The sequence below is a fragment of the Lysinibacter cavernae genome, assembly GCF_011758565.1.
Classification (GTDB): domain Bacteria; phylum Actinomycetota; class Actinomycetes; order Actinomycetales; family Microbacteriaceae; genus Lysinibacter; species Lysinibacter cavernae.
In genome coordinates, this window is the sequence record NZ_JAAMOX010000001.1 from 713441 (window position 1) to 736978 (window position 23538).

Annotated in this window: 22 protein-coding genes; 13 read left to right on the forward strand and 9 right to left on the reverse strand. The window is 58.0% G+C overall.

What is annotated here, in order from left to right; genetic code table 11:
- The first annotated feature begins 34 nt into the window (after positions 1 to 34).
- Both FHX76_RS03365 and serB read left to right on the forward strand, forming a co-directional pair.
- Positions 35 to 1276 (forward strand): glucose-1-phosphate adenylyltransferase, encoded by a 1242-nt coding sequence (locus FHX76_RS03365; RefSeq protein ID WP_167147897.1) that lies wholly within the window; start codon positions 35 to 37, stop codon positions 1274 to 1276.
- The gene (gene serB, locus FHX76_RS03370) at positions 1273 to 1932 is read left to right on the forward strand and encodes a phosphoserine phosphatase SerB (RefSeq protein WP_167147900.1); all 660 of its coding nucleotides are present in this window, start codon (positions 1273 to 1275) and stop codon (positions 1930 to 1932) included. The genes FHX76_RS03365 and serB overlap by 4 nt, the downstream gene beginning before the upstream one ends.
- Positions 1933 to 2276: 344 nt before the next feature.
- On the opposite strand, the gene FHX76_RS03375 is transcribed toward serB, so the two are convergent.
- Positions 2277 to 2480: a hypothetical protein gene (locus FHX76_RS03375; protein WP_167147903.1), complete on the reverse strand. Its 204-nt coding sequence runs from the start codon at positions 2478 to 2480 to the stop codon at positions 2277 to 2279.
- A gap of 186 nt (positions 2481 to 2666) precedes the next feature.
- Here FHX76_RS03375 and FHX76_RS03380 point away from each other — a divergent pair, with 186 nt between their 5' ends.
- Entirely contained in the window at positions 2667 to 3140 is a 474-nt protein-coding gene (locus tag FHX76_RS03380) for a hypothetical protein (protein WP_167147906.1), read from the forward strand.
- Entirely contained in the window at positions 3140 to 4177 is a 1038-nt protein-coding gene (locus FHX76_RS03385; protein WP_167147909.1) for a hypothetical protein, read from the forward strand. Before FHX76_RS03380 ends, FHX76_RS03385 begins: the two co-directional genes overlap by 1 nt.
- Before the next feature lie 102 nt (positions 4178 to 4279).
- On the opposite strand, the gene fabG is transcribed toward FHX76_RS03385, so the two are convergent.
- Entirely contained in the window at positions 4280 to 5002 is a 723-nt protein-coding gene (gene fabG / locus FHX76_RS03390) for a 3-oxoacyl-ACP reductase FabG (RefSeq protein WP_167147912.1), read from the reverse strand.
- A gap of 83 nt (positions 5003 to 5085) precedes the next feature.
- On the opposite strand from fabG, the gene FHX76_RS03395 reads away from it, so the two are divergent.
- Complete coding sequence (locus FHX76_RS03395) at positions 5086 to 5493, forward strand: DUF3099 domain-containing protein (RefSeq protein ID WP_167147915.1); 408 nt, start codon at positions 5086 to 5088, stop codon at positions 5491 to 5493.
- A gap of 295 nt (positions 5494 to 5788) precedes the next feature.
- Complete coding sequence (locus FHX76_RS03405; protein WP_167147918.1) at positions 5789 to 6655, forward strand: SURF1 family cytochrome oxidase biogenesis protein; 867 nt, start codon at positions 5789 to 5791, stop codon at positions 6653 to 6655.
- Between the two features lie 103 nt (positions 6656 to 6758).
- On the opposite strand, the gene FHX76_RS03410 is transcribed toward FHX76_RS03405, so the two are convergent.
- The 6 genes from FHX76_RS03410 to sufB form a co-directional block, all read right to left on the reverse strand.
- Positions 6759 to 8357, reverse strand: coding sequence for an ABC-F family ATP-binding cassette domain-containing protein (locus FHX76_RS03410; protein ID WP_167147920.1), 1599 nt, complete (start codon positions 8355 to 8357; stop codon positions 6759 to 6761).
- Between the two features lie 359 nt (positions 8358 to 8716).
- Positions 8717 to 9046, reverse strand: coding sequence for a metal-sulfur cluster assembly factor (locus FHX76_RS03415; protein ID WP_167147922.1), 330 nt, complete (start codon positions 9044 to 9046; stop codon positions 8717 to 8719).
- Positions 9047 to 9054: 8 nt separating this feature from the next.
- The gene (sufC, locus tag FHX76_RS03420; RefSeq protein WP_167147925.1) at positions 9055 to 9816 is read right to left on the reverse strand and encodes a Fe-S cluster assembly ATPase SufC; all 762 of its coding nucleotides are present in this window, start codon (positions 9814 to 9816) and stop codon (positions 9055 to 9057) included.
- Positions 9813 to 10145: a Rieske 2Fe-2S domain-containing protein gene (locus FHX76_RS03425; protein WP_167147928.1), complete on the reverse strand. Its 333-nt coding sequence runs from the start codon at positions 10143 to 10145 to the stop codon at positions 9813 to 9815. Before FHX76_RS03425 ends, sufC begins: the two co-directional genes overlap by 4 nt.
- A 4-nt stretch (positions 10146 to 10149) precedes the next feature.
- The gene (gene sufD, locus FHX76_RS03430) at positions 10150 to 11334 is read right to left on the reverse strand and encodes a Fe-S cluster assembly protein SufD (RefSeq protein WP_167147931.1); all 1185 of its coding nucleotides are present in this window, start codon (positions 11332 to 11334) and stop codon (positions 10150 to 10152) included.
- Positions 11335 to 11384: 50 nt separating this feature from the next.
- Complete coding sequence (gene sufB, locus FHX76_RS03435) at positions 11385 to 12803, reverse strand: Fe-S cluster assembly protein SufB (RefSeq protein ID WP_167147933.1); 1419 nt, start codon at positions 12801 to 12803, stop codon at positions 11385 to 11387.
- A gap of 314 nt (positions 12804 to 13117) precedes the next feature.
- Here sufB and FHX76_RS03440 point away from each other — a divergent pair, with 314 nt between their 5' ends.
- A complete protein-coding gene (locus FHX76_RS03440) occupies positions 13118 to 14077 on the forward strand; it encodes a COX15/CtaA family protein (protein WP_167147935.1) in 960 nt (319 codons plus the stop codon).
- 60 nt (positions 14078 to 14137) lie between these two features.
- Here FHX76_RS03440 and FHX76_RS03445 read toward each other — a convergent pair whose 3' ends face one another.
- Positions 14138 to 15073: a heme o synthase gene (locus FHX76_RS03445; protein WP_167147937.1), complete on the reverse strand. Its 936-nt coding sequence runs from the start codon at positions 15071 to 15073 to the stop codon at positions 14138 to 14140.
- A 277-nt stretch (positions 15074 to 15350) separates the two neighbouring features.
- On the opposite strand from FHX76_RS03445, the gene tkt reads away from it, so the two are divergent.
- The 6 genes from tkt to pgl are packed head-to-tail and all read left to right on the forward strand — an operon-like array spanning position 15351 to position 23483.
- Complete coding sequence (gene tkt / locus FHX76_RS03450) at positions 15351 to 17444, forward strand: transketolase (protein WP_167147939.1); 2094 nt, start codon at positions 15351 to 15353, stop codon at positions 17442 to 17444.
- A 30-nt stretch (positions 17445 to 17474) separates the two neighbouring features.
- A complete protein-coding gene (gene tal, locus FHX76_RS03455) occupies positions 17475 to 18584 on the forward strand; it encodes a transaldolase (protein ID WP_167147941.1) in 1110 nt (369 codons plus the stop codon).
- Positions 18581 to 20245: a glucose-6-phosphate isomerase gene (locus tag FHX76_RS03460; RefSeq protein WP_167147943.1), complete on the forward strand. Its 1665-nt coding sequence runs from the start codon at positions 18581 to 18583 to the stop codon at positions 20243 to 20245. The genes tal and FHX76_RS03460 overlap by 4 nt, the downstream gene beginning before the upstream one ends.
- Positions 20246 to 20266: 21 nt before the next feature.
- Complete coding sequence (zwf, locus tag FHX76_RS03465; protein WP_167147945.1) at positions 20267 to 21817, forward strand: glucose-6-phosphate dehydrogenase; 1551 nt, start codon at positions 20267 to 20269, stop codon at positions 21815 to 21817.
- Positions 21814 to 22764, forward strand: a complete 951-nt coding sequence (locus FHX76_RS03470; RefSeq protein ID WP_167147947.1) for a glucose-6-phosphate dehydrogenase assembly protein OpcA — start codon at positions 21814 to 21816, stop codon at positions 22762 to 22764. The genes zwf and FHX76_RS03470 overlap by 4 nt, the downstream gene beginning before the upstream one ends.
- Complete coding sequence (pgl, locus tag FHX76_RS03475) at positions 22761 to 23483, forward strand: 6-phosphogluconolactonase (protein ID WP_167147949.1); 723 nt, start codon at positions 22761 to 22763, stop codon at positions 23481 to 23483. The genes FHX76_RS03470 and pgl overlap by 4 nt, the downstream gene beginning before the upstream one ends.
- The last annotated feature ends 55 nt before the right edge of the window (positions 23484 to 23538 follow it).

A 23538-nucleotide genomic window follows, 5' to 3' on the forward strand; every position in this document is an offset into this window, starting at 1 on the left:
CCAAACGGCCTCGTCGAACCACTAGCATTGGCACATGGGAGCACCAAAGATCTTCGCAATTGTCCTTGCCGGCGGGGAAGGGAAACGGCTCATGCCGCTCACCGTTGACCGCGCAAAACCTGCCGTACCATTCGGTGGCCAGTATCGCCTCATCGACTTCGCGCTTTCCAATTTATTGAACTCTGGCATGACCAAGATTGTGGTGCTCACGCAATACAAATCTCACAGCCTCGACCGCCACGTCTCCCAGACCTGGCGGCTCTCAAGCATGCTGAACTCATACGTGGCGTCGGTTCCCGCGCAGCAGCGACTCGGTAAGCGTTGGTTCAGCGGCTCAGCCGACGCTATCCTGCAGAGCCTCAACCTCATCCGCGACGAGAAGCCGGACATCGTTGTGGTTGTCGGCGCCGATCACGTCTATCGCATGGACTTCAGCCAGATGGTTGACGCACACATTGCCTCTGGAGCAAAAGCGACGGTTGCGGCTATCCGCCAGCCCATCGAGCTTGCCGACCAGTTTGGTGTCATCGACCTCGACCCAACAGATCCGACCCGCATCCGGGAATTCCTCGAAAAGCCAACGGATGCCGCTGGCCTTGCAGACTCCCCCGGCGAAGTGCTCGCCTCGATGGGCAATTACGTCTTTGACGCTCAGGCTCTTATCGACGCGGTCACGAGTGACGGCGAACTCGCCGACTCCAGCCACGACATGGGTGGCGACATCGTGCCGGCCTTCGTTCGAGCCGGTGAAGCAGGGGTCTACGACCTTAAGAACAACGACGTGCCAGGATCCACCGATAGAGACCGTTATTACTGGCGCGACGTCGGATCGATTGAGTCGTTCTTTGAAGCGCATCAAGATTTGGTTTCCGCGTTGCCTGTGTTCAACCTGTACAACAACGCCTGGCCCATCTATAGCCAGCAACTCAACTCGCCCCCGGCCAAAATCGTGCGCGATGCAAAAGGCAATCTTGGTCAGACGATCGATTCGATCATTTCGCTCGGCGCCGTCATCTCAGGGGCGCATATTGAAAAAAGCGTTATCGGGCCGTGGTGCCGCGTGAATTCCGGCGCAACCATTCGACACTCTGTCTTATTCGACGACGTTGAGGTTAATGCCGATGCGATCGTTGATCACGCTATTCTCGATAAGTCGGTCATCGTCCACGCGGGAGCCCGTGTTGGAGTTGACCACGATCACGACCGCGAACGCGGATTCACAGTCACCGAGACGGGTATTACCGTTGTCGGTAAGGGAGTAGAAATTCATCCATGACCCAGCAGCGCACCGGCAGCGACGAGTTTGTTGCCCCTCTTGTTGTCCTTGACGCCGACTCAACCACCATCAAAGATGAGGTCATCGAACTGCTCGCCGATGCCGCCGGTAGCGGCGAGCTTGTTGTCGCGGTGACCGAACGGGCCATGCGCGGTGAAATCGACTTTGCAGAGAGTCTCCGCGAGCGGGTCGCAACGCTCAAAGGCCTTCCCGAATCGGTGCTCGCCGAGGTGTACGCCCGTATTCGGCCGAGTGATGGTGTCCGCGAGCTCATAGCTGCCGTCCACGAACGCGGTGGCACGGTTGCCGTCGTCTCTGGTGGATTCCATGAACTCCTTGACCCGTTGGCGGCAGAGCTTGGGCTCGATAAGTGGCGCGCCAATAGGCTCGAAATCGAGGATGGCGTGCTCACCGGCCGCGTCACAGGGCCAATTATCGACAGCGACGCAAAGGCGTCCGCCCTGCTTGAATGGGCTGCAGAAACAGGAACCCCTATCGAGCACACCGTTGCAATCGGCGACGGCGCAAATGACCTTGGCATGATGGCGGTGGCCGGCCTCTCAGTGGCTTACCACGCAAAGCCCATCGTGCGCGAGAAGGCCTCGGTTGTGGTCGACACACCCGACCTCTCACTCGTCATCCCGCACCTGCCGTAATTCCCACAAACAATAAGATTGCTCATTCTTCACGGCCCGTATTATCCTGAGCGTGGCACCACCTCGTACTGCCCCCTCCTGACGATGAAGTCAGATCAGTTTGAGGGGTAGTCCGTTGGAGGATTCGTGTCCAGCAATAAGCAGATAGCTTTTCCAAGGAATCGGAGCCTGCTCGCGGCCGCGGCAATTACTGTGAGTACGCTTGTAGCTCTTTCAGTTCTCGTAGATACCCCTTCAGCTGACGCAGCAACGGTGAGTATGTGTTCGTCCATCAAGTACCGAGATAAACAAGTGACAACATGTAATCAGGCACCCCAACTGAACGGAAATGGGTGGATCATTGGTTACAGAGACTCGATCAAGAACTCAACAGGAAAAATAGCGAACGGTAGTTGCAATGCAACGACAACAAAAACATCAACATACACGTTGAGCGCGACCGTTTCTGCGGAGGCAAGCGCGTGGATTTTTGCTAAGGTCTCCGCGTCAGTGACTGGTGGAGTATCAAAAAGTATGAGTTCAGGATACGGTGCGACGGTATCTTTCACGGTGCCGGCTTACAAGACTGTTAACTGTGACCGTGGAATAATTACTCAGCCCTTTAGCGTCAAAGCGGTAGTCACGACAAAGTTCTTCAATCCCTACACCTTACGGATTACTCGCGTCACACAGACTTCCAATGTATTTACGGGGCTGGCCCCCAGTCGAGCTCAGTGGCGAATTTTCTAATGTGTATGGAAAACCCCGTACTCAATTCCCGGTTGAGACGTATTGCTGCGAGCTTGCTAGCGATAGCCACGGTGTTAACCGTTGCCGCCTGCACTCCGAACTCCCCCGATTTACCCCGTCCCACCTCAACGCAACCAATGGACTCGCGCCTCCAGCCGCAAGACTGGACACTTGGCGAGGGTGAAGAAATGGTGGTTTCGAAGGAAGGTTCTGCCGAGGAGGCCTTCAACGTCAGTCTTGAAGAGATTACCGAGGACAGGTACATAACTTACACACTTTGTTTTTCAGGAATCGATGCGGAAATCAGCACTATTGATGTTCTGGATATGGATACTGAATCGGCTTCCTTCATTTGCGACGGAATAATGAACCGTCAAATGGTGATCTTCGATCGAAGTGACTCGGAGCCTAACTCTTTACGCGTTTCTTTTCAGGGTGACGGTAAATGGGGTTTTGTTTTAGCACGAATGGTGTCGTGATGGAAAAGAACTCCTCAGAAATGAAAATGATTCTGGTGATTGCCGCGACAATCGCTATCGTTCTGACTGGTTGCAGTGATCGAACGCAACATTTGGGAGACCCAAATTTGGCCTCACCACTCGGACCGTATTGGAACGCGATCGAAAGCTCTGCTGCGAACGATCAGAAAAATTCGCCCAATAGCGAGATTTCGTACGGAGAACTCGTGGCTCGTTGTATGAAAGAGCAGGGTTTCGACTACTGGCCGGAGCCTATCAAGGGCGAAACGAACTCAACTGTTGATGCTGATGTTGACGAACAGATTCTGATTGCTTTGGAGAACGGTTACGGAATTGTGCCGCGATTCGAGGCCTTAGACGGAACCGTCGCTAGCGAAGAAAACCAAGATGAGAACGAATTATATGTTTCTACTATGACGTCAAGCCAGTTTGACGCGTACACTCTTGCGCTCTACGGTCCAGTTTGGAATGAGTTAACCGATGCCGCTCAGTCAGGTGACAACGTTACATGGGAATGGGAAGAAGCCGGTTGTGATGGAGTGGCAACGCATGCAGTGGAATCCGAGACCATAATGTTCTCGCCGAATGACGATGTTACCCCTTTCGACGACCTCATCGAGCAGATGTATGCAATATCCGAACAAACGCTTCAGACAAACACCGGCAAACAATTGTTGAACAATTGGTCGCTATGCATGGCCCAATCAAAATTCGATTATCTCTCCTGGAATGAAATCCCCGGTCAAATTCAGAATGAATACGATGCGCTCATTGCTGAAGCTCAACCAACGGCTCTACTGGACCAAGACGTTGTGTTTGTTGACGAAACAAATAGTGGATTGCCCGATCGTGAACGACTGGAACTGCTTTATGAGAAAGAACGAGAAGTTGCAGCGGCAGATCTTCGTTGCCAGTTTGAGGTTGGACGAGATGAGCTGGAGCGAGAAATCCAGGTCGAGCTCGAGCGAGAGTTTGTTGCCCAAAATCACGACCGACTCAGCAAAATGCTGAGCTGGTTTGAACTACACAACTCATAGTCGCTTTTTGTTTCATACGTAGTGTCGACCCGAAGGGATTCTGGAATCAAATCACAGCTCAGTGGCACTCCAGGATCGCCAATGATTGAGAGAAACCCTGACTTAGTGGCCCATCCCAAGGCCGCCATCAACGGGGATAACCGCACCAGAGATGTAGCCAGCGTCGTCGCTTGCGAGCCAGGAGACAGCCTTGGCAACCTCGGATGCCTGTCCGTAACGGCCGGCCGGGATTGCCTTGCGGTATTCGGCCTGCTGTTCTTCCGGAAGCTCTGCCGTCATGTCTGTCTCGATGAAGCCGGGGGCGACCACGTTGGCGGTAACACCGCGGGCCCCAAGCTCCCGGGTAACGGAGCGGGCGAATCCGACAAGTGCCGCCTTCGACGACGAGTAGTTGACCTGACCGGCGCCGCCGTAGAGGCCAACAACGCTGGAGATAAAGATGACACGGCCAAAGCGCTGCTTCAGGAATGCCTTTGACGCGCGCTTGACAACGCGGAAGGCTCCCGTGAGGTTCACATCGATCACATCGGTGAAGTCTTCTTCAGACATGCGCATGAGCAGCATGTCCTTCGTGATCCCCGCGTTGGCCACAACAACCTCAACCGGGCCGAGCTCAGCCTCGATAGCGGTAAATGCCGCGTCAATGGATGCGGCGTCGCTCACGTCGGCGACAACGCTGAACGAACCCTCCGGACCGGAGCCACTGCGAGCAGTGACGGCAACACGGTGCCCCTGTGCGATCATCTCTTCGGCGATCGCGTAGCCGATGCCACGGTTTCCTCCGGTCACAAGAACGGTCCTCGGCGTGGTGCTCGGCGTGGTCATTTGGGATCCTTTCGATCAAAGCTTCAACAATCCTCCAGCATAGAGCGTAGGCTGGACTTGGTCCCTTTGAGACACCACAAACTATGAAATCTGTACAGTCTGCAACTTCGCTTCCCGAGTCGCCCGGCACCGACCGGTCGCACCGGATGCGCAACTACGCCATCACGATGGGCATCAGGATGCTCTGCGTCCTCGCGATCCCGTTTGTACACGGCTGGTGGATGGCGCTGTGTGCCGCTGGCGCGATCATCCTCCCCTATTTTGCGGTTGTCCTCGCCAACGTCACGACCAATAAACCGGGCGAAGGCGCTGAGCGTCAGACCGTACAGACACTGCAAGGACAGTCCGCCGCTTCACTTGAAGAAGACGGCCCTGTCGTCATCACAGATCAGGCAAAACAGGAGTGGGTCTACTACCCGCCGTCTGATCACACGCCTGGGCCGCACGACCAAGAAGACCCGCATCCAGATCCCACAAGTCCCGAGCGCTAACGGAGCACCAACTGATATCTCTCTTTGGGGCTGAGCCCGATGTGCACACCTGTTCGCGTGCAGGATGTACCCAGACCGCAGCACATAGCATTGAATGGCGCAACCCGCGCATTCACGGTCCAGAACGCAAAAAAGTTTGGCTTGCATGTGACGAGCACGTTGAGTATCTCGCTGAGTTCCTGCGATCTCGTTCGTTTCCGGTTGCGGTCTTCCCACTCGACGCAGAGACCAGTGACACCAGCCACAGCACAGCCCCCGCTGACGCAACACCAGACACGACGAACGGTAGCAAGTGATGACCAGGAGCCCTGAGCTCGAACAGCAGACTGAAGGTTGGCGGTTCCTGCTGTCTCGGCGTTGGGCGGGTTATCTCTGCCTCACCATCGTATTTGCGATTGTGTGCTGCTTGCTCGGCAACTGGCAGTTCGCCCGCCGCGCCGAAGCGCGTGCCGAGATCGCCCGCATTGACGCTAATTACGACGCCGCTGTTGTTCCGCTGCAGCAGGCCCTCCCCGAGTTAGATTCGTACGACGATGAAACGCAGAAGTGGAGTCAGGTTACCGCGAGTGGAACGTACCTCACTGAACACCAGACCCTCGTCCGCATCCGACCGCTCAACGGCAGCCCAGGCTTTGAGGTGCTTGTGCCGCTACTGCTTGACGATGGGTCTGTTTTCATCGTCGATCGAGGTTGGTTGCCTGCGGGATCAACGACTGACAGCCCCGATATTGTTCCGGATGCCCCGGAGGGCCGCGTGACCGTCATCGCCAGGTTAAAGGCTGGCGAACCAGAGCTCGCAAGCAGAACCGCCGGCGAAGGACAGATCGCGACTATTCACCTTCCAGATATGGCAAACCGAGTCGATAAACCCGCCTTTACTGGCGCCTATGGCTTGCTCGTTTCTGAGGACCCCAGCGTCGAACTCACCCCGGTACTCGCAACAAAGCCAGAGCGCGACGAGGGCCCGCACCTCTCCTATGCGCTGCAGTGGTATGTATTTGCTCTGATGGGCTTTATCGGCCTTGGATGGGCTGCGCGCCAGGAGTATCGCAACATCAATGCGGCTGACCCAGAAGAGCGTGAACGCGCACGGAAGCGTGCGGAGAAGGCACGTCTTAAGCGCACCGATTCCGAGATCGAGGATGAGCTGCTCGACGCCTAACGCGGCATCTGTCTGGCGCTGCTCCCGGTTCCGCAAGTTCCCTCAAAAAAGCCTCATCCGCTCCTGTGAACGGATGAGGCTTTTCTGCGAGCCGGTCGACCGACTATGCGAGCTCGATGAGCTCCAGGTAGTCCTTGTTCCAGTGGTCTTCGGTTCCCTCCGGCATGATCAGCACACGCTCGGGGTTGAGGGCCTGAACGGCGCCCTCATCGTGCGAGACCAGAACAACGGCGCCGCTGTAGTGAGCAAGCGCGTCGAGGATCTCGGCGCGGCTCGCAGGGTCAAGGTTGTTTGTTGGCTCATCGAGCAGCAGCACGTTCGCTGCCGAAACAACCAGCATGGCAAGCGCAAGCCTGGTCTTCTCTCCACCAGAAAGCACGCCGGCAGGCTTATAGCCGTCATCGCCGGTGAACAGGAACGAACCAAGAACCTTACGCGCATGCATCTCCGTGATGTTTGGTGATGCGCTCATCATGTTCTCGAGCACGCTCCGCTTCACGTCGAGCGTCTCGTGTTCCTGAGCGTAGTAGCCAACCCTGAGACCGTGGCCTGGCTCAATCTGGCCGGTGTCGGGCTCATCCACGCCAGCAAGAATGCGGAGCAGGGTTGTTTTGCCGGCACCGTTGAGGCCGAGGATCACGACCTTCGAACCGCGGTCAATCGCGAGGTCAACGCCCGCAAAAATCTCAAGCGACCCGTAACTCTTCGAGAGGTTCGTCGCCATGATTGGCGTTCTGCCGCAGGGGGCGGGGTCCGGAAAACGCAGCTTTGCAACGCGGTCTACCGCGCGTACCTCTTCGAGGCCGCTCAGCATCTTCTCAGCGCGAGCAACCATCTGGTGAGCGGAAGCCGCCTTTGAGGCCTTTGCACCAAACTTCGCGGCCTGCATCTGCAGGGCCGACGCCTTTTTCTCAACGTTGGTGCGTTCCTTGCGGCGGCGTTCCTCGTCGGCGGCGCGCTGACGCTGGTAGTTCTTCCAGTTCATGTTGTAGATGTCGATGCACTGGCGGTTGGCATCGAGGTAGAATACGCGGTTGACTGTCTCACCAACAAGCTCAATATCGTGAGTAATCACGATGAAACCGCCGCGGTAGCTCTTGAGGAACTCACGGAGCCAGACGACAGAGTCAGCGTCCAAGTGGTTCGTTGGCTCATCAAGGATGAGGGTTTCGGCATCCGAAAACAGGATACGAGCGAGTTCAATACGGCGACGTTGACCACCGGAGAGGCTGCTCAGTGGCTGGTCAAGGATGCGATCCGGCAGGTTGAGGTTGCTCGCGATGGACGCAGCCTCTGCCTCGGCCGCGTATCCGCCAAGCGCAGTGAAGCGGTCGGTCAAACGGCCGTACTTTTTCATGGCGGCTTCGGCGACAGCAGGGTCGTCGTCTCCCATGAGCAGCGAGGACTCCTGCATTCCGATCACGAGCGAACCGAGTCCACGGGCGTCAAGGATGCGCGTGCGAGCCAACTGGTCAGGGTCTCCAGAGCGTGGGTCCTGAGGAAGGTACCCAACTTCGCCACCGCGGTCGATGCTGCCCTCGCTCGGCTGGGCGTCACCAGCGAGGTGTTTTGTGAGGGTTGTCTTGCCGGCACCGTTCCGGCCGACAAGACCGATCTTGTCGCCGGGGGCAACACGGAAGCTCACCTCGGACATGAGGCGCCTCGCTCCAACATCGATGGCAACGTCTTGCACGGCAAGCATGGCGGTGAGGTTCCTTCCGGTGACACACGTGTGTCAGTTCAAACGAGGCCGACAGATTGCGGCCAAAACTCTAGTCTACCCGCAGTTGGCTGTGTATGTGCCGCCGGACGCACTTCTTTCCGTCAGGCCAAACACAGGGACACACACTCCAGACCTACGAGTTCAGCGACGACGTGCGCCCTCGTTCCGGGACGCGCCGCGAGATTGGTCGCAGATCCACCTTACGGTTGGCAGTTGGGTGGATCTGCGACCATTCCGAACCGCTGCAAAGGGCCAGGCACGCTCAGGGCAAGTTTCTCGCCAAATGAATACTGCCGCTTTCCCGTTTGAAACGGGAAAGCGGCAGTTGAGGGTGACGCCTAGATGGCGAAACCGAGGGCACGCATCATGTCGCGACCGTCATCGGTTATTCGTTCCTGGCCCCACGGGGGCATCCACACCCAGTTGATCCTGAACGCTTTCACGAGCCCATCGAGGGACTCGGCAACATCGTTCTCGATCACATCGGTGAGCGGGCATCCTGCTGAAGTCAGCGTCATGCTGATCACAAGGGCCTCGTTCTCAGCATCCCAGCCAAGATCGTAGACCAGGCCGAGGTCAACGATGTTCACACCCAGCTCAGGGTCGGAAACATCCTTGAGCGCCTCGATGGCCTGCTCGTAGAACTCTGGTTCGAGAGAGGTAACCATGGCGTTCCCTATACTGCTGTCGTGAGGTAGCGGTCGTAGCCCTCTTCTTCAAGACGATCAGCGAGCTCAGGACCACCCTGGTCTGCAACCTTGCCCTCGACAAATACGTGCACAAAATCAGGCTTGATGTATCGAAGAATACGCGTGTAGTGAGTAATGAGCAAGAGGCCAAGCTCGTTGGTTTCGTGGGCGCGATTCACGCCCTCAGACACGATCTTGAGCGCGTCAACGTCAAGGCCAGAGTCGGTCTCGTCGAGAACGGCGAACTTTGGCTTGAGCAGTTCAAGCTGCAGAATCTCGTTGCGCTTCTTTTCTCCACCTGAGAAGCCCTCGTTGACGTTGCGCTCTGCGAACGACTTATCCATCTTGAGGTTGTCCATTGCCGTGCGGACGTCCTTGACCCAGTGACGAATGGCAGGAGCCTCTCCGTCAATCGCGGTCTTTGCCGTACGCAGGAAGTTGGTGTTGGTCACACCAGGGATCTCAACCGGGTACTGCATTGCAAGGAACAGGCCAGCACGTGCGCGCTCGTCTACCGACATCTCGAGGACGTCTTCACCGTCCAGCAGGATCTCTCCACCATCAACGATGTACTTCGGGTGTCCGGCAATCGTGTAGGCAAGCGTCGACTTGCCCGAGCCGTTTGGTCCCATCACGGCGTGGATTTCGCCCTGCTTGATGGTGAGGTCAACGCCGCGCAGGATCTGCTTGGTGCCCTGATCGGTCTCTACGCTGACCTGAAGGTTCTTGATCTCCAGTACTGAGCTCATGCCGTTATCTCTTTCGTTACAGTGGGGTCAATAAAAATGTCGCCGTCTTGGATCTGAATCTCGTAGACGGGTACGGGTTCGTACGCGGGAAGGTTCATAGGCTTTCCCGACTTGAGTGAGAATGCCGAGCCATGGGCCCAGCACTCGAGGGTGTCGCCCTCAACAAAGCCTTCGGAAAGGCTAATTTCGCCGTGCGTGCAGGTATCGCCGATAGCGTGCACGTCGCCAGCTGAGTCTTTCACGACAGCGATTGGTACGCCCTCGAGAACGACGCGCTGGGCTTGATTCATGGGGAGCTCGTCGACCGAGCACACGCGAGTAAGTGCCACGTTTCTAGCGCACCTCGAGGGACAGGGCCTGCGACTTGTTGAGCGACTCCTCGATGGCGTCGTTCAGGCGAGCCTCGAGTTCCTCGTTGCCGATACGCTGGATGACCTCAACAAGGAATCCGCGCACCACCAGACGACGAGCCTCGGCCTCGCTGATACCGCGCGACTGCAAGTAGAACAGCTGCTCGTCGTCGAAGCGGCCGGTTGCCGAAGCGTGTCCTGCACCTTCGATGTCGCCAGTTTGGATTTCCAGGTTTGGGATTGAGTCGGCACGCGTTCCGTCGCTCAGCACCAGGTTACGGTTCTGCTCGTAGGAGTCAGTGCCCTTCGCTGACTGCTGGATGAGGACATCACCGATCCATACCGTGCGTGCACCCTCGCCCTGCAGCGCACCCTTATAGGTCACGCGGCTTTTGGTGTGTGGCGCGTCATGATTCACGTAAACGTGTTGCTCAAGGTGCTGGCCGGCATCCGCAAAATACACGCCAAGTGCCTCAATATCGCCGCCCTGGGTGTTCAAGTGTGTCGACGGGTTGATCCGCACGACCTCTCCCCCGAGCGAAACAACGATGTGCTTGAGCTTGGCATCACGACCGACCGAAGCAAAGTGCGTCGCAAGGTGGTGGGCATTGTCAGCCCATTCCTGGCTGCTGACAACGGTAAGGTCTGCCTGCTCGTCAACGATGATTTCAACATTTTCGGAGAGCTCTGCCGTCCCGAAGTTCTCAAGGATAACCATGCCTCGGCTGAACTTCGTGGCGTGGATCACAACGTGTGCGGCGCGTGGGCTCGTTCCGAGGTCGCGGCGAGTGACGTTGATGACCTTGTGCTCTTCACCGGTTACCTCAATAAGAAGGGCCTCGTCGAAGTTGGTCCAGGCGTTTGCCGAGCCTCGCTCCTCAGGAACGCCAGCCGTACCGATGCGCGCATCGGTACGCGGAATCCACGAGAGGTTTATGCCCTCGGTGGATGCAGCCTCGTAGTCGTAACGCGAACCGTCAAGTTCGCCATGAAGCAGCGCATCGATGCGGTCGACGGGCGTGAGCTTCCAAACGGCCTCACGACCTCCGACCTTCGCGAAGTCAGCGACGTCGTAGGACGAGAAACGTTCAGAACGCACCTGGACAGGAACAACCGACCAGCCCCCGTCGGAGTGAGCTTTGAGGCCGTGCTGTTCGCTGCCAACCATTGTTTCTGTCTGAGCAGGTGTTGCAGTAGTGGGTGTCGCTTGTGTCATGACTAACCGACGGATCCTTCCATACCCATTTCAATGAGCTTATTCAGTTCGAGCGCGTATTCCATCGGCAGTTCGCGGGCAATCGGCTCAATAAAGCCGCGCACGATCATAGCCATTGCTTCTTCTTCGGTTACGCCTCGGCTCATGAGATAGAACAACTGCTCTTCACTCACCTTGGATACGGTTGCTTCGTGTCCGAGTACGACGTCATCGACACGAATGTCGATCGCAGGGTATGTGTCGGAACGAGAGATGGTGTCGACCAACAGCGCGTCGCAGACAACGGAGTTGGCGGAGTGGTGCGCATTGGCATCCACGCGTACTTCGCCGCGGTAGCCTGATCGACCTCCACCGCGGGCAATCGACTTCGCAAGAATGGATGACTGCGTGTACGGAGCCATGTGAATCATCTTGGCGCCCGTGTCTTGGTGCTGACCTGGGCCGGCGAAGGCAACAGAGAGCGTCTCACCCTTTGCGTGTTCACCAACGAGGAAGATGGATGGGTACTTCATAGTGACCTTCGAACCGATGTTGCCATCGACCCACTCCATGGTTGCGCCCTCTTCTGCGATGGCACGCTTGGTAACCAGGTTGTACACGTTGTTTGACCAGTTTTGGATGGTCGTGTAGCGAACGCGGGCATTCTTCTTCACGATGATCTCAACAACAGCCGAGTGCAGCGAGTCAGACTTGTAGATGGGGGCCGTGCAACCCTCGATGTAGTGCACGTAGCTTCCCTCATCGGCAATGATGAGCGTGCGCTCAAACTGGCCCATGTTCTCAGTATTAATGCGGAAGTAGGCCTGCAGCGGAATCTCAACCGACACACCCTTTGGGACATACACAAACGACCCACCAGACCACGCCGCCGTGTTGAGCGCGGCAAACTTATTGTCGCCAGCAGGGATTACGGTGCCGAAGTACTCTTGGAAAATCTCGGGGTGCTCACGAAGCGCAGTGTCGGTGTCAAGGAAGATGACGCCCTGCTCTTCGAGATCTTCACGAATCTGGTGGTACACAACCTCGGATTCGTACTGGGCAGCAACACCAGCAACGAGGCGCTGGCGCTCGGCCTCTGGAATACCAAGGCGTTCGTAGGTGTTTTTGATCTCTTCAGGAAGGTCTTCCCAAGTCTGAGCTTGCTTCTCGGTTGAACGGACAAAGTATTTAATGTTGTCAAAGTCGATCTCTGACAGGTCGGCGCCCCACTGTGGCATGGGTTTGCGCTCGAAAAGCTTCAGTGCCTTGAGGCGGCGTTCGAGCATCCATTCCGGCTCGTTTTTCAGATTCGAGATGTTGGTAACAACACCAGGATTGATACCTCGTTGGGCTGACTGCCCAGCGGCGTCGGCATCATGCCAGCCGAATTCGTATACGCCCAAGCCATCCAGCTCTGGACGGTCAATCAGAATATCTGACATACGTCAACTACCTTCTTCCCTTATCTAACCTGTATTAACAGGCCGGGACTCTTTGTCATTCCCCGCATCACTGAAACGAACCAACTTCCGAACATGAGGCCCGGACAAGCCACATCGCATCAACCACAAGTCGTCTACACAGACCAGCTTGCAGTATTCTGAGAGTGTGGATCGATTGGTCCACTGTCGCGATTTCTTCACGACTGCGGCCACATCACTGTGTGACTGCATCAACTCACCAATTCTACAGGTTTCACCGGTGTTTGTGAGGATCGCATCGCTATTAACAGTTTCCATTGATATTGAGTTGAGACGTGTCGCAACAAACTTCAGCAGTTCAGGGTCGATTTTCCTCGTTTTGGCAGCGCCTGCCAGACCATGTAGACAAACGAGTACGTGTCATCGCTTGGCTCTCGCTGATCGGCCAAACCGTCATCGTGGCAACGGGTGGCGCGGTTCGCCTCACAGCATCCGGCCTCGGTTGCTCAACCTGGCCAAAATGTACCGATGATTCCTGGGTCGCGACGCCTGAGGCTGAGTGGCACGGTGTCATCGAGTTCGGCAACCGGCTGCTGACGTTTGTGCTCGCGGCAATTGCGATCATCGCGTTCCTCTACATCCTGCGCTTCCGTAAGCAACGACCAGATCTCTTCTGGATCACGTTCTCACTTGGCATGGCCATCCCTGCGCAGGCAGTTATTGGCGGCATCACCGTGCTCACGGGCCTCAACCCCTATATTGTCGGGCTGCACTTCATCGTTTCTGCGGCGCTCGTCATTTTGGGTACGGTCTTTGTCTACCGGGTCTATCAGGGCCGCGGCGGGGCGTTGGATGTCGATCCGCTCGTTGCTGGCCTCGCCTGGCTCGTCGCTCTTGCCTCGGTTGTCACCGTTGTCATTGGCATTTTGACCACTGGCGCTGGACCACACGCTGGACACGACGGCAAAGCGGATGACGCGCCCGTCGTGCGAAACGGTTTTGACGCCATTCTGATGCAACACGTTCATGCCTACCCTGCGTACATCATGTTGGGCCTGAGCGTGCTTCTGCTGATCGTGCTCATCGTGAAGAAACGCGGCGTCAGCATTCGCTTCACCGCTGCCCTCATCGGCGTCACGATCGTGCAGATCATCGTTGGCGTATCGCAGGCCCGTCTTGGACTCCCCGAATTGCTCGTTGGCATTCACATGGTCCTGGCCTGCGTCACGCTCTCTGGCGTCACCGCGGTTATCCTGTCGCTTTCAACGTCGCGACAACACACGAAGGTTTCCTAGTCCGTTCGCGTTCTGAGCCTGCTGTTGCGGGTCCAGAACGCGACCTTTCTGTCGGAGCGTTTAGCCAAAAACCAACGGGTCGATCAAGACTGCGATGAAGAGCACCGTGAGGTAACTGATCGAACCGTGGAACACACGCATCGGCTTGCTGTCGAGGCCACGGATGGCGCGCGAGTACATCCTGTGCGTCTCGTAGATGAAATAGCTGCCGGACGCTAGCGCAACGACCGCATAAATTGGCCCCATAGGCGCAACAGGGATAAGTAGTAGCGAACACGCAACCATTGCGTATGAATAGAGAATGACCTGGAGCCCAACGGTCGCTGTTCCTCTGACCACCGACAACATGGGGACACCAACCGTGGCATAGTCATCGCGGTACTTCATCGACAGCGGCCAGTAGTGCGGCGGCGTCCACAAGAAAATCACCATAAACAGGATGAATGGCGTCCAGCTAATGCTGTTGGTAACGGCGGCCCAGCCGATGAGGACGGGCATGCAGCCGGCAATCCCACCCCAAACGATATTCTGCGCCGTGCGACGTTTGAGGATCAGGGTATAGACAACGACGTAGAACAGTATTGCCGCAAGCGACATCGCGGCAGCAAGCAGATTAGTGAAGACCGCGAGCCAGACAATAGATGCGACGCCGAGGCTCCAGGCGAAGACAAGCGCCTCCCGGTCCGTCAGTTCACCGGTGACAAGCGGTCTATTCTTCGTCCGATTCATGAATCGGTCGATGTCTCGGTCGAAGTAGCAGTTGAACGCGCCAGCCGAACCGGCGCTTGCCGCTCCCCCGATAAAGGTGGCGAGGATAAGCCAGAGGCTTGGCATACCGCGCTCCGCCAAGATCATGGTTGGCACCGTCACGACCAGAAGCAATTCGACGACGCGAGGCTTGGTGAGTGAAAGATACGCTGCCAGCTTTCGCTGTAGGCCGGGTCGAACACGCCGATTCGGCGACTGGTTACTGATCGTTTCACGTACCGTACTCATATCCGTATTAGTGTACGTCACAGCAACAAATCGACCGTTTTGTCCGCATGACAGGCCGGATGAATATCGATGTTGCCCGCAATGTATGGCATTGTCGGTGGCCTAGGTCAATATAATGATGTGGTGCCCTTCTCTCGTTTTGGGGAAGTTTCGCCTGCGTAGGCGACGGCACCACAGGAACAGTCGTGCTTCACATCACAATCACAGAGAACGCACGCAAACAGCCCTCAGGGCATTACAAAAGTGTCCTTCGGGGCAATGAAAGGTGAGTAACCAAGTGGTAGATCTTCAGTGGGATGCTATTGATCAGAAGGCCGTTGACACCGCACGCGTGCTGGCAGCCGACGCCGTCGAGAAGGTTGGCAACGGCCACCCAGGAACGGCTATTAGCCTCGCACCGGTCGCTTACCTCCTTTTCCAGAAGGTCATGCGTCGCGACCCAAGCGATCAAGACTGGCTCGGCCGTGACCGCTTCGTGCTCTCGGTTGGCCACTCGTCACTTACCCAGTACGTTCAGCTCTACCTCGGCGGATACGGCCTTGAGCTCGACGACCTCAAGGCGCTTCGCACGTGGGGCTCGCTGACGCCGGGTCACCCAGAATATGGCCACACGAAGGGCGTCGAAATCACGACAGGTCCGCTCGGTCAGGGCCTCGCCTCAGCGGTTGGATTTGCCTACGCAGCTCGCTACGAGCGTGGCCTCTTCGACCCAGAAGCCGCACCTGGCACAAGCCCATTCGACCACAACATCTACGTCATCGCTGGCGACGGGGACCTGCAAGAAGGCGTCACGAGCGAAGCTTCGTCGCTCGCAGGCCACCAGGAGCTTGGCAACCTCGTTGTCATTTACGATTCCAACCAGATCTCGATTGAAGACGACACCGACATCGCCTTCACCGAAGACGTGGCCAAGCGCTACGAGTCGTACAACTGGCACGTTCAGACGGTTGACTGGAAAAAGACCGGCAACTACGTCGAGGACCTCGCTGAGCTCAACTCGGCTATCGACGCAGCCAAGGCCGTCTCCGACAAGCCCTCACTCATCATTCTTCGTACCATCATTGGTTGGCCAAGCCCAAAGAAGCAAAACACGGGAAAGATCCACGGTTCTGCGCTCGGGGCAGAAGAACTCGCAGGGCTCAAGACCGCACTTGGGTTTAACCCAGAAGAGTCGTTCGCTGTTGCCGACGAGGTCATTGAGCGCACCCGTGGCGCCATCGACCGAGGCAAGGCCGACCGTGCCGAGTGGACCAAAACCTTTGACGCGTGGGGTGCAGCAAACCCAGAGCGCAAGCAATTGCTCGAACGACTCCTTGCTGGCGACCTCCCCGAAGACTTTGACGCTGCGCTTCCCGTCTTCGACGGCGGCTCGTCAGTCTCGACTCGCGCTGCAAGCGGCAAGGTGCTCAACGCCATTGGCTCGGTCATGCCAGAGCTGTGGGGCGGTTCAGCCGACCTCGCTGAGTCAAACAACACCACTATTGCTGGCGCAAAGTCATTTGTTCCGGCAAAGTGGTCGACCTCAGAATGGTCTGGCAACGAGTACGGGCGCGTGCTCCACTTCGGAATCCGCGAGCACGCCATGGGCTCGATCCTCAACGGAATAGTGCTGCACGGCCCAACTCGTGCCTACGGCGGAACGTTCCTGATCTTCAGCGACTACATGCGTCCAGCTGTTCGCCTTGCTGCGCTCATGAACGTACCGTCCATCTTTGTCTGGACCCACGACTCAGTCGCGCTTGGTGAAGACGGTCCAACTCACCAGCCAATCGAGCAGCTCGCTACGCTTCGCGCAATTCCAAACCTCGCGGTCGTCCGCCCCGCTGACGCCAACGAGGTTGCCTACGCTTGGCGCGAAATCCTTGCACGCCGCGAAGGACCAGCTGGAATCGCTCTTACACGCCAGAACCTGCCGGTCTTTGACCGCGGTGAAGGCGCGGCCGACGGTGACACCTTTGCATCTGCCGCAAACGTGGCGCGCGGTGCCTATGTCCTCGCAGAGGCACCCAACGGAACCCCCGACGTTATCCTCATCGCCACCGGTTCAGAGGTTCAGCTTGCCGTTGAGGCCCGCGAACAGCTCCGCGGCGAAGGAATTAACGCTCGGGTCGTTTCAGCCCCGAGCCTTGAGTGGTTCGCCGAGCAGCCCGTGGAGTACCACGAATCTGTGCTGCCTACCGGAGTCAAGGCTCGCGTCTCGGTTGAGGCAGGTCTTTCTCTCGGATGGCGTGAAATCGTTGGCGACGCGGGTCGCAGCGTTTCAATCGAACACTTCGGCGCGTCCGCCGACTACCAAACCCTTTTCCGTGAATTTGGCATGACAACCGAAGCTGTTGTCGCCGCGGCAAAGGACAGCCTTTCCGCTCTCTAGCGGGCGGCCTGATCAAAAGGAATACAGAACATGACTAAGACACCTACCGCCGCACTCAGCACGGCCGGCGTAAGCATTTGGCTTGACGACCTCTCACGCAGCCGCATCAACTCCGGAGACCTTCAGCGTCTCATCGCAGAACGCAACGTTGTTGGTGTGACCACCAACCCGACCATCTTTGCCGGGGCACTCTCGAACGGTGAGTCCTACGCTGAGCAGGTTGCTGAGCTCGCTCAGGCCGGGGCGGACGCGTCACGCGCCGTCTTCGAGATCACAACCGACGACGTCGCAGCTGCTTCGCAGGTTTTTGCCGACATCTATAACACAACAGAGGGCTATGACGGCCGTGTCTCGATTGAGGTCGAGCCTGGTCTCGCTCATGACGCAGCCGGAACCATTGCACAAGCCAAAGAGCTGTGGGCAAAGGTTAACCAGCCGAACGCCATGATCAAGATTCCCGCAACCCTTGCAGGACTTGAGGCCATCACCGAAGTGATTGGCTTGGGAATCAGCGTCAACGTCACGCTCATCTTCAGCCTTGAGCGCTACCGAGCCGTGATCAATGCCTTCCTTGGCGGACTCGAAAAGGCCCGCGCCGCTGGAATCGACCTGTCAAACATCCACTCGGTTGCTTCCTTCTTCGTTTCTCGTGTTGACCTCGAGATCGACAACCGCCTGACAGCAGTTGGCACAGACGAGGCCCTTGCGCTCAAGAGTAAGGCTGGCGTTGCAAACGCTCAGCTTGCCTACCAGGTCTACGAGCAGGCTTTCGAGAGCGAGCGCGCGAAGGGACTCCTCGCCGCAGGCGCACGTCGCCAGCGCCCGCTGTGGGCCTCTACCGGCGTGAAAGACCCAGCACTCCCCGACACCATGTACGTCACTGGACTTGTGGCCCCTGGCGTTGTCAACACCATGCCCGAGAAGACGCTTGAGGCGACCTTCGACCACGGCGTTGTGACTGGCGACACCGTCACAAACAACTACGACGAGGCGCAGGCCGTTCTCGACGCAATCGATGCCGTTGGCGTTTCCTACACAGAGGCGACCAACAAGCTCGAAACCGAAGGCGTCGAGAAGTTCATCGTTTCGTGGAATGAACTCCTCGAGACCGTTGATGCAGCGCTGAAGGATGCACGATGAGTTCCACTACCGGGGGCGACTCACCCGACGAGTCAAATGTGAATGTGGCCGGCGCGGAAAACGTCATCTCCGTTGGAGCCGCGGTTGCCGAACGAATCTCGGCAACCGTCGCCAAACTCGTTGAAGACAAAGTAGCGTCGCGCCTCGCTGGCTCAGATCACACATTGTGGGGACCGGCCGCAGAGGCCGAAGCCATCAAGCGTCTCGGCTGGCTGTCATCCACGCTCGTATCTGCCCCCTTTGTTGACCAGATGGCTGAGTTGCGCGCAGAATTCCTCGACGAGGGTATTACGCACGTGGTGCTTGGTGGCATGGGCGGGTCAAGCCTCGCACCAGAGGTCATCACCGCGACGGCCGGCGTAGAGTTGACCGTTCTGGATTCAACCGAACCAGGTCAGGTCCTTGCTGCCCTCGCCGACCGTCTTGACAAGACCATCGTGGTGATCTCCTCGAAGTCTGGTTCAACCGTTGAAACAGACAGCCAACGTCGTGCCTACGAGACCGCGTTTGAAGCCGCTGGAATCAACCCCATCGATCGCATCATCGTGGTCACCGACCCGGGGTCACCACTGCACGAGTCAGCAAGCGCTGCCGGTTACCGCATCTTCCTCGCGGACCCTGCCGTCGGAGGACGATACTCGGCGCTCACAGCATTTGGACTCGTTCCTTCGGCTCTTGCCGGAGCGAACATTGGCGACCTGCTTGCGCAGACCGAACGCTTCCAGCCGCTGCTCAGCGACGACTCGCCAAACAACCCTGGTCTGCTCCTCGGTGCTGCCCTGGCCGCCGGCGCACCCGCCGTCGACAAAGTTGGGCTCATCGATAACGGCTCGACCGTTGTTGGGCTTGGCAACTGGATTGAACAGTTGATTGCAGAATCAACTGGCAAGCAGGGCACCGGTGTCCTTCCCGTCGTGCTCGATGCGGAATCCTTTGAGGCGAACCACGTACTTGCAGATGTCTTGCCCGTACGCCTCGTTTCACAGCTTGGTATCCCTGCTGTTGATGAGATTCAGGTGGCAGGTTCACTTGGTGCCCAGTTCATCCTCTGGGAGTTCGCCACCGCGGTCGCCGGTCGTATCCTTGGGATCGATCCTTTTGACCAGCCAGACGTTGAGTCCGCAAAATCGGCCACGCGCGCGCTGCTTGACAACCGTCCAGCACCAACCGCCCCGAACTTTGTTGACCAGGGCATCCAGGTACGCGGCGATCAGAAACTGCTGCAGGGTGTTTCTACGCTCAGCGGGGCACTCCGTTCGTTGCTGTCGACGCTCACGCCGCAGAGTTACATCTCGCTCCAGGCCTACGTCAACCGCGTTGCTCATCCCGAACTCGCCGAGCTGCGCGATGCGTTCGCAACCGCGACTCACCGCCCAACAACATTTGGCTGGGGACCTCGGTTCCTTCACTCGACCGGTCAGTACCACAAGGGTGGAGCGCCAACCGGTGTGTTCTTGCAGATCCGCAGCATCCCAGATGTTGATCTCTCGATCCCTGAACGGCCATTCACCTTCGGTCAGCTCATCACCGCGCAGGCTGATGGCGATGCGAGCGTGCTTGAGTCACTCGGTCGTCCAGTCCTCGTTCTCACGATGACCGATGCCGTACGTGGCCGCGAGACGCTCCTTGCCGCCCTCGCCGACGCGTACCGCTCCGCATAATTCAGAAAGGTCTTCGTGCCAGTGAGCCCCACTACTACGAGCACGTCGCCACAACACAGTAATCCTCTTCGATCTGCCGACGACAGTCGGCTGAACCGAATCGCAGGGCCAAGCGCCCTCGTGATCTTCGGTGTTACTGGCGACCTCTCACGCAAGAAACTCATGCCGGCGGTCTACGACCTTGCCAACCGCGGACTCCTTCCACCAGGATTCGCGCTCGTCGGGTTTGCCCGCCGTGACTGGGAAGATCAAGACTTCGAACGAGTTGTACACGACGCGGTCAAGCAGTACGCACGCACTCCCTTTAACGAGGATGTGTGGGCCCAGCTCAAGCAGGGAATCCGTTTTGTGCAGGGCGAGTTTGACAACCCCGAATCCTTCGAAAAGCTCAGCGAAACCCTCGCAAAGCTCGATACGGAACGTGGAACGATGGGCAACCACGCGTTCTACCTGTCAATTCCTCCGCGATCTTTCCCTGAAGTCACACAGCGACTTCGTGAGTCTGGCCTTGCCGAAGCTCAGGACGGCAGCTGGAGCCGAGTCGTGATCGAGAAGCCGTTCGGAAGCGATCTGCGCACCGCACGCGAACTCAATGCGGTTGTGGAGTCGGTCTTTCCGCCTGACGCCGTCTTCCGCATCGACCACTACCTTGGCAAGGAGACCGTTCAGAACATTCTTGCGCTGCGGTTTGCCAACCTCATGTACGAACCCATCTGGAACGCCGAGTACGTCGACCACGTACAGATCACCATGGCAGAGGACATCGGAGTTGGGGGCCGGGCAGGGTACTACGACGGCATCGGCGCGGCGCGCGACGTTATCCAGAATCACCTCCTCCAGCTGCTTGCACTGACAGCGATGGAAAAGCCCGAAAGCTTCGAGGCATCAGATCTGCGCGAGCAGAAGGAGCGCGTTCTTGGTGCCGTTCGACTGCCAGAAGATCTTGCACACGCAACCGCTCGTGGCCAGTACACGGGTGGTTGGCAGGGTGGCGAACAGGTCATCGGTTTCCTCGACGAGGACGGGATGAACCCCGAATCAATCACCGAAACCTATGCCGCGATGAAACTCGAGATTGATACCCCTCGCTGGGACGGCGTACCGTTCTATCTGCGTGCGGGAAAGCGTCTTGGCCGTCGGGTTACGGAGATTGCAGTGGTCTTCAAGCGACCAACCGACTCGCTCTTTGCTTCGAGTCAGAACTCAGATCTCGGACAGAACGCGCTCGTTATCCGGGTCCAGCCGGATGAGGGTGTCACGATCCGCTTCGGCTCAAAGGTTCCCGGTCCGACAATGCGCGTTCGTGACGTCACGATGGACTTCGGCTACGGCCACGCCTTTACCGAGGCGAGCCCTGAAGCATACGAACGACTCATCCTCGACGTATTGCTTGGCGACCCGCCGCTGTTCCCGCGTCACGAAGAGGTAGAACTCTCCTGGAAGATCCTCGACCCGATCGAGGAGTTCTGGGAGCAGAACGGAAAGCCAGAGCCCTACCGCCCCGGAACCTGGGGCCCACAATCGGCCGACGACCTGTTGGCTCGCGATGGAAGGACGTGGCGCCGCCCATGATCGTAGAACTTCCCGATACAACCGTCAGCAACATCTCAAAGGCGCTTGTGCGCGTTCGCGAAGACGGCGGAGCCGTTGCCCTCGGACGGGTACTGACCCTCGTGATTTCGACGGATCCCGAACACCTTGAAGATGCGGTCCAGGCTGCAAACGACGCCTCACGAGAGCACCCGATGCGCGTGGTTGTTGTGGCTGTTGACCAAGGTGCCGAGCACATTGTTGAGGCCCGCATCGATGCACAGATTCGTGTTGGAGGCGACGCCGGCGCGAGCGAGGTCATCATCCTGCACGCCTATGGCGCCGCGGCAAGTGACTCCGAGAGCCTCGTAACCGGACTTCTGCTGCCCGACACGCCCGTTGTGGTCTGGTGGGCTGGCGTCTGGCCAGGACACGCGTCTCAGACGTCGCTCGGAAAGATTGCGCAGCGTCGCATCACCGATGCCACAACGCATCCTAATCCACAGCAGGCTCTTGTTGAGCTTGGCCAGAACTATTCCCCAGGTGACACTGACCTCTCGTGGTCTCGCATCACCCTGTGGCGGGCACAATTGGCAACCGTTCTTGACCAGCCGCCATTCGAGGCGGTTGAGGCGGTTGAGGTAAACGGATCCGTAGAGTCTCCCTCGACGACGCTCCTTGCCGCCTGGCTGTTCCAGCAGCTCGACGCGCCAGTGACTCACCACCTCCACCCAGACAAGTCTGGCGGATGGGGCGTTGATAGCGTTCAGCTGAAGCGGGCATCAGGCACGATTGAGCTGGAGCGAACGCACGACACTGTCGCGCAGTTGAGCGCGCCAGGCCAGCCAGTGCACGACCTCTCACTCCCCCGGCGCTCGCTCCGCGACTGCCTTGCTGAGGAGCTTCGCCATCTCGATCCAGACGAGCTCTATGGTCGTGTCATCACCAACGGTGTCGCTGCGCTCACACACGAAAACGCAACGGCATGACGGCCGCGCGCGAAATCGTAATCAGTGAGTCCCTCGACGCCGCAGCTGTAGCTGCCGCTGAGCGCTTCATCCGCGTCCTGACCGAAGTACAGGCTGCAGGCCGGGCGCCGCAGGTTGTACTCACCGGAGGAACCCTCGGCATCAAGGTGCTGGAGGCAACGGGCTCCAGTGCCGCCGCCTCTCGCGTCGATTGGAGCAACGTCGACCTCTACTGGGGCGATGAGCGTTGGATGCCAAACGGTCACGCGGACCGAAACGATGAGCAGGCTCGCGAGGGATTCCTCGAGGCGCTTTCCATTCCAACTGACCGCATCCACCGCTTTCCCGCAAGCGATGACGGGCTCACGCTCGACGAAGCAGCAGTTCGCTATTCAGCCACGATCGCACCAGCGATGTTAGCCGGGTTCGACGTTGTGTTCCTTGGCGTTGGTCCTGACGGACACGTCGCTTCGTTGTTTCCTGCACGCCCGGACCTCACCGACGCAACCGACCCGGTGATCGCCGTTCGCAATTCACCGAAGCCGCCACCCGAACGCCTGTCGCTGACGATTCCACTCATCAACACCGCTCACCGTGTGTGGCTGCTGTGCACCGGAGCGCCAAAGCGCGAAGCGTATGCCAACGTTCTGGCAAACGTTGGCGCAGAGACCGCGCCAGCCGCCGTAGTTCGTGGCACCGACGAGACGGTCATCTTTGCCGACACCGAGGTGCTCGGCTAGCGCCGATACAGAGAACAAAAAGGCCCCACAACAGAAATGTTGTGGGGCCTTTCGT

Coding starts and splice junctions, on each gene's coding strand:
- FHX76_RS03415 (WP_167147922.1), bottom strand. CDS start 9,046: ATGGTTACCTCTCTCGAACCAGAGTTCTACGAGCAGGCCATCGAGGCG.
- FHX76_RS03395 (WP_167147915.1), top strand. CDS start 5,086: ATGAAATCTGTACAGTCTGCAACTTCGCTTCCCGAGTCGCCCGGCACC.
- fabG (WP_167147912.1), bottom strand. CDS start 5,002: ATGACCACGCCGAGCACCACGCCGAGGACCGTTCTTGTGACCGGAGGA.
- FHX76_RS03470 (WP_167147947.1), top strand. CDS start 21,814: ATGATCGTAGAACTTCCCGATACAACCGTCAGCAACATCTCAAAGGCG.
- FHX76_RS03380 (WP_167147906.1), top strand. CDS start 2,667: ATGGAAAACCCCGTACTCAATTCCCGGTTGAGACGTATTGCTGCGAGC.
- FHX76_RS03365 (WP_167147897.1), top strand. CDS start 35: ATGGGAGCACCAAAGATCTTCGCAATTGTCCTTGCCGGCGGGGAAGGG.
- FHX76_RS03410 (WP_167147920.1), bottom strand. CDS start 8,357: ATGCTTGCCGTGCAAGACGTTGCCATCGATGTTGGAGCGAGGCGCCTC.
- FHX76_RS03445 (WP_167147937.1), bottom strand. CDS start 15,073: ATGAGTACGGTACGTGAAACGATCAGTAACCAGTCGCCGAATCGGCGT.
- FHX76_RS03405 (WP_167147918.1), top strand. CDS start 5,789: ATGACCAGGAGCCCTGAGCTCGAACAGCAGACTGAAGGTTGGCGGTTC.
- sufD (WP_167147931.1), bottom strand. CDS start 11,334: ATGGTTGGCAGCGAACAGCACGGCCTCAAAGCTCACTCCGACGGGGGC.
- FHX76_RS03460 (WP_167147943.1), top strand. CDS start 18,581: ATGAGTTCCACTACCGGGGGCGACTCACCCGACGAGTCAAATGTGAAT.
- serB (WP_167147900.1), top strand. CDS start 1,273: ATGACCCAGCAGCGCACCGGCAGCGACGAGTTTGTTGCCCCTCTTGTT.
- tal (WP_167147941.1), top strand. CDS start 17,475: ATGACTAAGACACCTACCGCCGCACTCAGCACGGCCGGCGTAAGCATT.
- sufB (WP_167147933.1), bottom strand. CDS start 12,803: ATGTCAGATATTCTGATTGACCGTCCAGAGCTGGATGGCTTGGGCGTA.
- pgl (WP_167147949.1), top strand. CDS start 22,761: ATGACGGCCGCGCGCGAAATCGTAATCAGTGAGTCCCTCGACGCCGCA.
- sufC (WP_167147925.1), bottom strand. CDS start 9,816: ATGAGCTCAGTACTGGAGATCAAGAACCTTCAGGTCAGCGTAGAGACC.
- FHX76_RS03385 (WP_167147909.1), top strand. CDS start 3,140: ATGGAAAAGAACTCCTCAGAAATGAAAATGATTCTGGTGATTGCCGCG.